This is a genomic window from Saccharothrix sp. NRRL B-16348, assembly GCF_001280085.1.
Taxonomy (GTDB): domain Bacteria; phylum Actinomycetota; class Actinomycetes; order Mycobacteriales; family Pseudonocardiaceae; genus Actinosynnema.
Genome location: NZ_LGED01000144.1, coordinates 1 through 302 on the forward strand (window position 1 = coordinate 1; position 302 = coordinate 302).

General features: G+C 74.8%; 1 protein-coding gene. It reads right to left on the minus strand.

From position 1 onward, the window contains the following. Positions 1 to 140, minus strand: a 140-nt coding sequence (locus ADK67_RS50915; protein WP_331459294.1) for a B-box zinc finger protein, incomplete at its 3' end; no start/stop codon positions are given. Positions 141 to 302 lie beyond the last annotated feature (162 nt).

Below are 302 nucleotides of genomic sequence, written 5' to 3' on the forward strand. Positions count from 1 at the left end.
ACGGACGCCTCGCGCAGGCATTCCGGGCACGCCGGCCGGTCGCAGCGGACGCACCGCAGCCCGGTGGCCCGATCGGGGTGGCGCACGCAGACCGGCAGGGCTGGTCGCGCCCCGATCGGCTCACCGGGCGGCGGGGGGATCGGCGAGTCGGGCCCTCAGGCCCCCTCCACCCGGACCTTTTGGATCACCCCCTCGGGGACCGGCGGGGGCGGCAGGGGGTACAGGTTGGCCGCCGGGTTCAACACGGGGCCGCAGTTAAACAAGGCGTAGCTGCTGTCGATGGCCAACGCCGGGCCCAACAG